General features: G+C 67.6%; 1 pseudogene. It reads left to right on the plus strand.

The window, feature by feature from the left end:
- Positions 1–98: 98 nt before the first annotated feature.
- Positions 99–386: pseudogene (locus EOA32_RS38155) on the plus strand (DNA mismatch repair protein MutS); the annotation flags it as partial.

The following is a 386-nucleotide window of genomic DNA, read 5'->3' on the forward strand; positions in this document are numbered from 1 at the left end:
GGCTCGGGCGACGCCGCTGGCGAGATCGCCGGCGTCGTCCGCAACGCCGCCGATTTTTATGCGCTGATCCCACGCCAGCTCGTTTCGGGGGTGGTTTTATGACCCGCCGTATCGACAGGCTGAGCGAAGACGACCGCGTCCTGTGGAACCTGGTGGCGCGTACCGCCAAGCCGCTCAAGGGCAAGGCCGCCGTCGACGTCGCCGATTTCAGCGTCGAGCCGAAACCGGCGCCGACGCCTGCTCCCGTCAACGGCGCTCCATCCGTCGCGGCAAAGCCCAGGACCCAGCATGTCTCGCATGCGCTGGACGACCAGACCCTGAACAAGCTGTCGAAGGGCCGCTTGCCGCTCGAAGGCCGCGTCGACCTGCACGGCATGACCCAGGAC

This window comes from Mesorhizobium sp. M1A.F.Ca.ET.072.01.1.1 (assembly GCF_004023325.1).
Classification (GTDB): domain Bacteria; phylum Pseudomonadota; class Alphaproteobacteria; order Rhizobiales; family Rhizobiaceae; genus Mesorhizobium.